Here is a 9,090-nt window from a genome sequence, read left to right as displayed (position 1 = left end):
CTCGGCGGTCCGGTACATCCGAACCGCACGCTCACGCAACTCCAGCGGGTACTTCCTCGGGGCAGGCATCGTCTGGGCTCCTCTCGTGAGACCCATCTGACCCCCTGTCACCCATCCCCGCATCTCGGGGGAACCTCACACCCCGGGCACGCGCCACGGGGCAGTCGCATACTTTGCAAAATATCCCCAGAAAGCACGCAAGCCCGGATGCATCCTGAATGTTGGGTGATGACCGCGGTTGGTACGGCGCCGACTGACCAAAGCCACCTCTACGGCCTGGCGGAGCACGTGACGGCGAGGGAGTTGACCTAGGGTCGGTGCGGAGACAACTGAAGGAGCGGACACCGGAGATCGTCGCGCAGGTCGAGACGACGAGGGAGTAGATCGCACGACTGGACGAAGACGGCCGCGCTACCGAAAGGGCTCGGACACCCGCAAGACCTTGCGCAGGCTGCCAGGCCGCACTCACCCACACCTCCGGCACTGAAGGTGCCGGATCGTCGTGCCTCCCAGGTGATCAGGGTCAGGCGCATACGGGAATGCCCGGGCCCGCGTCCGCGTTGTGGAGGGTGTGGTTGTGAAGGGGACAGTGTCCCCGGGCCTCACCTATTGCCCATGAGGACGATCGTTCGGCTGAAGCCTCATGGAGCCTTTCGCCGCGTAGGCGACCGCCCTTCACGACCACCAGCATGCCTGGCCCCGGCCTGCCGGCCGGGGCCAGGCATGCCTCCACGCTCCGGAACCCCGGTCGGCCTCGGCTTGCGTAGTACTGCCTGGCAACCCCACGATGCTGACTGCACACCGCAGCGCCGACGCAAAGGTGATGCCGCACCGTTGCCGGGTAGCTCATAGTGGACTGCCCCACCGCCATTGATCCCTTCAGGAACGGACACCTGTGACGACTGCTGCCAGCGAGCCCTCCGCCGACCGTGTCCCCGGCCGTGTCTGGACGGTCCGCCTGACCGGGCACGCCGACCGGACCGCAACGGTCACCTGCAGCACCGCGGCATGCCGGATGCCACCCCGCTCCAGGGATGTGACCGGGCTGCGGACGTTCGCTGCTCAGCACGCCGCCGCCCACGCGCGAGTGGCCACCGTCCACGCCAACGCCTGGTGCCACTGCGGCTCCACGCAGTGCGCCGCCCACCCCGACACCACTACCCACTGCGCCGGCGGCGTGGCACTCGTCCTCCAGCACGATCCACTCGTAGGACGCGTCTGGACGCTCGAAGAGGTCTGCGAGGCCTGTGCCCCGTTGATCCCCAACGCCCGCGTCCTGGCCCGCGTTTCCCGGTCCTCACACGCGAACCAGCGGCGGGACGGGCAAGCGCCGGCGGCGCAGGTGCCGGTGCCTGCACGGCCGGCTGTCCCCGGCGGCTTCTCCTCACCCGCCGCCCAGCCCGCCGACGGCCAGGTGTACCGGCCCCGCCGCCCGCGCCGCACTGCGCGTCCCGCCCAGCGCCGTGGCCAGGGACGCTGAACCAAGCCCGTGGCATCATCGGCAGGATCGGCTGTGGATCAGGCTCATGCGGCAGTGTCGGGCTGTACCTCGTCCTTGGACACTGCCGCGGGCTCCGGCGTACTGGCGGCGGTATAGAACACCGAGGAGCCTTGCTTGGTCCGCTGGATGCGGCTCTTGGCCACCAGGTTTTCGAGGGTGGTGCGCACCACCTTGGTGTCGATGGTGCGCTTGGGGTGGGCCTGCCTGAGTACCTCGGCGATTTCCGCCGCGGAACGGGGCTCGCGCTGCTCAGCTACATGCTGGTGGATGAGGTCGACCAGAGTGGGCTGCGCCGTCTTCGCGACGACCTCCGCCTTGCCCTGAGCGCGTTTCGACGGTGCCTTCTGCGCCGACGGGCGTGTGCCGGATGCCGACGCCGACTTCTTCCTGGGGGAGGGGACCGTGGCGCCGCTGGTGCTGGTCGGCTCGGGCGGGGAGGCCGGGACACCGAGCGCTTGTTGCATGTTGAGCAGGACGGTGTGGTCTCGCTGCAGCGTAGCCAACTGCTCGTGCAGTGCTGCGAGTTCCGTTGTGATGCGTTCCTGCTCCTTGGTGTTGTGTTCGAGGTCGCTGGTCACCTGGCTGACGTACTGCGAAGTCAACTCGGTGGTGTGGGTGGTGCTTTCGGACATTGCTCGCTCCTCGGGTTCCTGGCCTTGGTGAAGCCTCGGTGGGTCGGTTGCGGCGCGTCGGGAAGGACGCTCTGGTCGCAGTATCCTCCGGCTCAGCGATATTACGGGTGGGAAGCCCTGTTTCCGCTGTGCGGTGCGCAGAGCCATGTGCCCTCGGATGGACATCGTCTCGGCGCGAGAGCTTCTGTCGATGGGGCAGCCGCGGATGCCATGTTAGGGGTCCCGGCTCCGTGTGAGGCGGGCCGCGATGGTCACCACACCTCGTTTGTCTCCCGGCTGGGACACCATGCTGTCAGCGCCCGCAGGGCGACCAGCCGGTCGAGCAACTCGGCTGTCTGTGCCCAGGAGTACCCGCCCAGGCGGGTGAGCGTGTGTGGGGAGCAGTGCCCGGTGGGCGGTGCCGGCTGCGCTCCGGCCACCCGGACCTGTGGGACTCCGGGAAGGTCACCTCCGCGATACCCGGGGCCACCTACGCCGGCCGCACCCTCGGCTCCCGCACCCGCGTCTACTGGCGCGTCCAGGTGTGGTCCGGCGCGCACCGGACCTCCGACTGGAGCGCCCCGGCCGCCTTCGAGACCGGTCTGACCAAGGCCACCGACTGGCGGGCCCGGTGGATCACCCACCCCGAATGGCGGCTCAGCGAGAAGGAGATCGAGCCCGTCGTCGTCAAGCTGCCGCGAACGACGGCCCGTTACCTCCGTCTCGACGTCACCCGCCTCGGCCTGCCCCTCAAGGAGAGCGTCGACGCCCGCACCTGGCGGCTCCAGCTAGGCGAGATCGACGTACGGGACGGACAGACCGGAGCGACCGGACTCGCCAGAGGCGCCAGGGTCACCGCCTCCGAGACCTACACGATCCGCAAGACCTACGAACCCGCCCTCGCCGTCGACGGACTGACCAACAGCTCCCTCCAGACGGCCGCCGGCTACTCCAGCGCCGCCCACACCTCCGCCGACGCCTCGGCCACCCCGGTCACCCTCACCCTCGACCTCAAGTCGGCCGAGACCTTTGACCAGGTGGCGCTCTACCCGCGCGCCGACGTCCTCACCGACGACGGCAAGGTCCCGAACTTCCCCGTGGACTACGCCCTTTCGGCGGCCGACGCCGCCACGGGGCCCTTCACCCCCCTCACGCAGGTCACCGGCCAGCAGCCCCCGAAGCCCTACCTGCCCGCCGGACTCCCGCTACTCGCCGACGACTTCACCCTCCCGCACGGCATCCGCAGCGCCCGCCTCTACATCGCCGGACTCGGCATCTACGACGCCACCCTCAACGGCGAACCCGTCTCGGACGCGGTGCTGGAACCCGCCAACACCGACTACCGCGACCGCGTCCAGTACGCCACCTACGACGTCACCGACCGGCTGCGCACCGGCGCCAACACCCTCGGCGTGGCCCTCGGCAACGGCATGTCCGACGTCGTCAGCACCGCCGACCGCTACCGCAAGCTGTACGGGAACATCAGCGACCCCAAACTCGCCGCCCAGCTGGAGATCACCCTCGCCGACGGCAGCCGGCGCGTCGTGAGCAGCGGTGACAACTGGCGTACCACGCTCGGCCCCACCACCTCCAGCAACTGGTACGGCGGCGAGGACTACGACGCGCGCCGCGAGATCCCGCACTGGAACGACCCGAAGGGCGACCACCGCACCTGGGACCACGCGGTCACGGTGGCCGCCCCCGGCACCGCCGACGCCCCCGCCGCGCTCAGCGCCCGCGAGACCGCGCCGATCCGGGTCGTGGAGACCCTCACCGGCAAGGAGGTCGCCGGCGCCGCCGGCAGCCGCGTCTTCGACCTCGGCCGCAACATCGCCGGCTGGCCGGAGATCACCGTCAGCGCAACCGCCGGCACGGAGGTCCGAGTCTACCCGGCCGAAAGCCTCAAGGACGGGCACGCCTTCCAGTCCATCAGCAACGTCGGCGCACCCCTGTGGGACAGCTACACCACCCGCGACAGCCGCACCGCCACCTGGCACCCCGCCTTCAGCTACCACGGCTTCCGCTACCTGGAACTGAAGGGCCTGCCCGACGGCGCGACGGTCACGGTACGCGGCCTGGTGCTGCGCACCGACAACACCTCCGCCGGCGACTTCACCAGCTCCGACCCGCTGATCAACGGCATCCACGGCATCATCCGCCGGGCGATCGAGGGCAACATGATGAGCGTCCTCACCGACTGCCCGAGCCGTGAGAAGCTCGGCTGGCTCGAACAGGACCAACTCGTCTTCCCGGCCCTCGCCGCCAACTACGACATGCAGGCCTACCTGCGCAAGATCGTCCGTGACATGGCCGACGCCCAGACCGCCGACGGCCTGATCCCCAGCACCGTCCCCGAATACACCAGCCTGCCCGGCGCCTACCGCAACGACTCCAACTGGGGCGGCTCCTTCGTCCTGGTGCCCTGGCAGCTGTACGCCACCTACGGCGACCGCGACATCCTGCGCACCTACTACCCGCGCATGCGCCAGTACGCGGCCTTCCTGAAGACCCAGGTCTCGGCCGGCATCCTCGACTACGGCCTCGGCGACTGGTTCACCCCGGACCACACCTTCCCTCGCGCGGTCGCCGGCACCTACGGCTACTGGCGTGTCGTGGACGCCCTGTCCCGGATCGCCGCCGTCCTCGGCGACGACACCGCCGCGGCCGACTACCGCACCGAGGCCGACACCTCCGCACAGGCCCTCGCGGCGAAGTACTACGACACCGCCACCGGCACGTTCGGCGGCGGCGGGCAGGGCGCCGAGGCCCTCGCCCTCGACATGGGCGCCTACCCGGCGGGGGAGAAGGACCGGCTGCTGACCCACTTCACCGCGTCCGTCGAGGCCGCCGGCTACCACGTCCGACTCGGCGAGATCTCCCTGCCGTCCGCGTTCCGCGTGCTGTCCTCGGCCGGCCGCGACGACATCGTGTACCGGATCGCCACCCAGACCACCAGCCCCAGCTACGGCTACCAGGTGCTCGCCGGCAACACCACCCTCGGGGAATCCTGGGACGGCGGCCCCAGCCAGTCGCAGAACCACTTCATGCTCGGCGCGATCGACTCCTGGTTCACCAGCCGCATCGCCGGCCTCGGCCAGACAACCGACTCCGTCGGCTACCGCGAACTCCTCGCCGACCCGGCGGTCGAAGGCGACCTGACCTCCGCGAGCGCCTCCTACCGCACCCCCTACGGCCTCGGCCGCACCGACTGGACCCGCACCGGCGACACCTTCCGCCTCACTGTCGACGTCCCCGCGGGCAGCACCGCCGAGATCCACGTCCCCGCCGGCGACGGCAACGTCACCGCCCCCACCGGAGCCCGCCCGCTCCGCACCACGCCCACCGAAACCGTCTACGAGACCGGCTCAGGCCACTGGACCTTCCGCTCCACACTCCCGCCGACCACCCCCTGACCGAGCCCCGGCACGGACACGACCCACCGGAAACAGGACCGGTTACTTCCGTGCCGCCCGGCGGGAATGCCCGGCAGCCTGCCCGTGTTGGGGAGAGCGTGGTCGTGGAAGGGACAGTGTCCCCGGGCCTCACCCATTGCCCATGAGGACGATCGTACGGCTGAAGCCTCATGGAGCCTTTCGCCGCGTAGGCGACCGCCCTTCACGACCACGCACACGTCGAGAGCCCGCCCCGAACACGGGGCGGGCTCTCCGCCTTGCCGACAGAAGCGACGAGTGTGAAATGCCCGGCCCGGGTCCGATGCGGGGCGGCCAAGGCCACTGTGACGGGACGTCCCGAACCTGGGTGCAGATAGATCTGGGAGTGTTCCGCGGTGGCCGGCACCGATGGCATCGTTCGCCATCCGTCGTGGCTGTGGACCTCTGGTGGACCGCCGCGGCCGCCCGGTGCGTGCTGCCGCCGTGACCACGACATCACCCAGGCGGTGCCGCACCCTTCCGGTCTGGGTCGTGTGTCCGTCACGGATGAAGTCGAGCACCGCCGTGCGTAAGCGCCACCGTCTGCCGGAGTTCGGCGATCACGAGACCACCGTCAGCACGAGCTTGCCTTGGATGTGGCCCTGTGCGGCTCGCGTGTGTGCGCGGCTTGCCTCGGACAGCGGGTAGGTGCTGTCCACCCCGACCTGCAGCTTGCCCTCGTCGAACAGGCGCCCGATCTCGGCGAGCTGGGGGCCGTTGGAACGCACCTGAATGTTCGAGACCGTGATGCCCAGACGTGCCGTCTCTTCCGGGTCGTACTGAGCGAAGAACACCGGAAGCATGGTGCCGCCGCGCTTGAGCACGCTCAGGAAGCGTGAGCTGTCCGGGCCGCCGACGGCGTCGATCACCAGGTCGACGCCGCTGACCACGTCCGCGGCCTGCGTCCTGGTGTAGTCGATGAACTCGTCGGCGCCGAGCTTGCGCAGGAACTGCTCGTGCCGGCCCGAGGCCACGGCGATGACGTGTGCCCCCTTCCAGGTGGCCAGCTGCACCGCGAAGTGGCCCACTCCACCGGCGGCCCCGTTGACCAGCACGGTCATCCCCGGCGTGATCGGCACCGGCCGGTGCACCTGGCCGGTGAAGGGAGACGGCACGTCGTGGCCGAGATCAACCAGGTACTGCCACGCCGTCAGGACGGCCATCGGCGCCCCGGCTGCCTGCACGTGGTCAATACCGTCCGGCCTGTGAGCCAGGTCCGAAGCCGGCGCGGCCACGTACTCGGCATACGTCCGGCCGTCGAATCCGGGGAACCGCAGCATGCCGAAGACCTCGTCACCGACGGCGAACCCGAGCACGTCGGGAGCGACCGCCTGGACCACGCCCGACATGTCCGTTCCAGGGATCAGGGGGAACTCCAGCGCCGGCCTCATGCCGGCCGGCATGACCTTCATCCCCTCGCGCAGGTACCAGTCCGGAGGGTTGATGCCCACCGCGTGCACCCGGACCAGCACCTCGCCCGGGCCGATCTCGGGAACCGGCACCTCGTCGTAGTGCAGAACTTCCGGCCCGCCCGCTTCGTGGAACTGGATCGCCTTCATCGTGCCTGTCGCTTTCTCGGGGAAACGTTGCTCCTTCAGTCAAGGCCCACGTCGGCTTGGCCGTCCAAGACCGGTTCGGCAACCTGGTCATTCCGAAACGGCATGACACGTACGCTGTAAAGGTGAACGATCTCGGACAGGACCTGGAACTGCGGCTGGTGCGCTACTTCACCGTGGTGGCGGCGCACCAGCACTTCGGCCGGGCGGCCGCCGACCTGCACGTGGCCCAGCCGGCGCTGAGCCGCCAGATCCAACGGCTCGAGAAATATCTGGGCACACGACTGCTGGACCGCACCCCCCAGGGAACCCGGCTCACTCCGGCCGGCCAGGCATTTCTTCCCCGGGCCCAAGCCCTGCTGCAGTCCGCCCGCCAGGCCGAGCTGGCCGTGCGTGAACAAGCCCAGACCGAACGAATCGCCATCGGCTACGTCGAGGACCTGGTGGTCACTGCCGCCGTACGGGAACTGCGCCGCCGTTACCCTGAGGCGGAGATCAGTACCCGGTATCTGAGCTGCCGCGACGTCGGGGCGCTGTCCGACAAGCGCGTCGACGCCCTGATCGCGCGGGCCCCGCTGCCGCTCGCCGCCGACGACGTGTTCACCACCCCGCTGTACGAGGAGCCCCGGATCCTCGTGGTCCCGAGCGGCCATCCCTTGGCCGGCCGCGCGTCGGTGACCGCGGAAGAACTGGCCGGCCAAGAGGCGGCGCCGTGCGCGTTCGACACCGCGGACTGGACTTCCTACCGGATTCTCGGGGCCGGCGTGCCGCCGGTCGAGAGCTACGAAGACAAGCTCGAACTCGTCGCGAGTGGCAGGGCGATCGCCGTGCTACCGGTCGGCGATCGGCGCAGCTCATTGCGCCCCGACCTCGTCACCGTCCCGATCGAGGGCGCTCCGCCCAGTCAGGTCGTCCTGGTCAGCCGCAAGGGCGACCCGAATCCGATGATCAGGTATCTCCGCCTGGCCGCCAAGGCAGTCCTGACCGCCCCGGCAGCCTGACCGGGACCAGGTGCGACGGCGGTGGGGGCACATCTGCCAGGGTGTGCCGGTGTGTCGTCGAGCCCGGGTGCGGCGAAAAGCGCGGCGTCGGCTTCGCCTGGCCGCGCGAGCAGGACGCGACCGCGGCCGAGTCGACCAGGCTGCCCGACCCGGCCCCGGCCGGCGCGGCATCAGGCCCCACAAGCGAGGCGCGACCACTGCCGATGTCGAGGAGCGCCCCGGTGCCCGCCTGCTCGTCGGTGCACTCAGGCGAGTACGCGGACACCTGCCGGATCGCGCGCCCGAGCGGCGCTCTCTAGACGACTGGTCTACTCCGATGCTACGTTTTCTGTATGGCAACGGCCGCGCGCACCACAGACACCCGTCGGATCATCCTCGATACCGCCCAGCGGATCATGGCCCGCAAGGGTTACTCGGCTGTCGGTATCAATGGGGTGCTCGCGGAGGCCGGCGTACCGAAGGGGTCCTTCTATCACTACTTCGCCTCGAAGGACGCCTTCGGCGAAGCCATCCTGAGGAGCTACTTCGCGGACTACCTCACGGACATGGACGGTGTTCTCGCCCCATCCGGCCAGTCGGCGGCCGAGCGGCTGATGGCCTACTGGCGGCAGTGGCGCCAGACACAGAGCCTTGAGGAGTGTCAGGGCAAGTGCCTGGCCGTGAAGCTCGGCGCCGAGGTCGCGGACCTGTCCGAGCCGATGCGCCTGGCTCTGAAGGAAGGCACGAGCGCAATCGTCGACCGCATCGAGCGTACGATCGCCGACGGCCTCGAGGACGGCTCTCTCTCGCTCGACGGTGAGGTCCGCGACACTGCGCAGGCGCTGTACGACATGTGGCTCGGCGCGAGCGTCATGGCCAAGATCCATCGCAGCCCGGCCCCGCTCGACACCGCCACGGCGGTGACCCGCAAGCTTCTGCAGCTGTGATCAGCCCCACGTGCAGAAGGCCCCATGCCCGATCCGGTCGTGGGAGTCTCTTGATCTCTAATAG

6 protein-coding genes are annotated in these 9,090 nt (G+C 69.5%); 4 read left to right on the top strand and 2 right to left on the bottom strand.

Annotated elements, in window-relative coordinates:
• The first annotated feature begins 895 nt into the window (after positions 1-895).
• Positions 896-1,480 carry a hypothetical protein gene (locus tag JF597_RS29530; protein ID WP_294002327.1) on the top strand — a complete coding sequence of 195 codons (585 nt, stop codon included), beginning with the start codon at positions 896-898 and terminating at the stop codon, positions 1,478-1,480.
• Between the two features lie 44 nt (positions 1,481-1,524).
• Here JF597_RS29530 and JF597_RS29525 read toward each other — a convergent pair whose 3' ends face one another.
• Positions 1,525-2,133 (bottom strand): BlaI/MecI/CopY family transcriptional regulator, encoded by a 609-nt coding sequence (locus tag JF597_RS29525; RefSeq protein ID WP_294002326.1) that lies wholly within the window; start codon positions 2,131-2,133, stop codon positions 1,525-1,527.
• A gap of 383 nt (positions 2,134-2,516) precedes the next feature.
• Between JF597_RS29525 and JF597_RS29520 the strand changes: the two genes are divergently transcribed.
• The gene (locus JF597_RS29520) at positions 2,517-5,525 is read left to right on the top strand and encodes a family 78 glycoside hydrolase catalytic domain (protein ID WP_294002325.1); all 3,009 of its coding nucleotides are present in this window, start codon (positions 2,517-2,519) and stop codon (positions 5,523-5,525) included.
• 578 nt (positions 5,526-6,103) lie between these two features.
• On the opposite strand, the gene JF597_RS29515 is transcribed toward JF597_RS29520, so the two are convergent.
• The gene (locus tag JF597_RS29515) at positions 6,104-7,102 is read right to left on the bottom strand and encodes an NADP-dependent oxidoreductase (protein ID WP_294002324.1); all 999 of its coding nucleotides are present in this window, start codon (positions 7,100-7,102) and stop codon (positions 6,104-6,106) included.
• Between the two features lie 122 nt (positions 7,103-7,224).
• On the opposite strand from JF597_RS29515, the gene JF597_RS29510 reads away from it, so the two are divergent.
• Together JF597_RS29510 and JF597_RS29505 are read left to right on the top strand one after the other, a co-directional pair.
• Positions 7,225-8,100 carry a LysR family transcriptional regulator gene (locus JF597_RS29510; RefSeq protein ID WP_294002323.1) on the top strand — a complete coding sequence of 292 codons (876 nt, stop codon included), beginning with the start codon at positions 7,225-7,227 and terminating at the stop codon, positions 8,098-8,100.
• Between the two features lie 332 nt (positions 8,101-8,432).
• Positions 8,433-9,026, top strand: a complete 594-nt coding sequence (locus JF597_RS29505; protein WP_294002322.1) for a TetR/AcrR family transcriptional regulator — start codon at positions 8,433-8,435, stop codon at positions 9,024-9,026.
• Positions 9,027-9,090: the final 64 nt, after the last annotated feature.

Source organism: Streptomyces sp., from assembly GCF_019510245.1.
GTDB lineage: Bacteria > Actinomycetota > Actinomycetes > Streptomycetales > Streptomycetaceae > Streptomyces.
The sequence above is the reverse complement of the archived record's forward strand: the minus strand, read 5'-3'. Positions and strand labels throughout refer to the sequence as shown.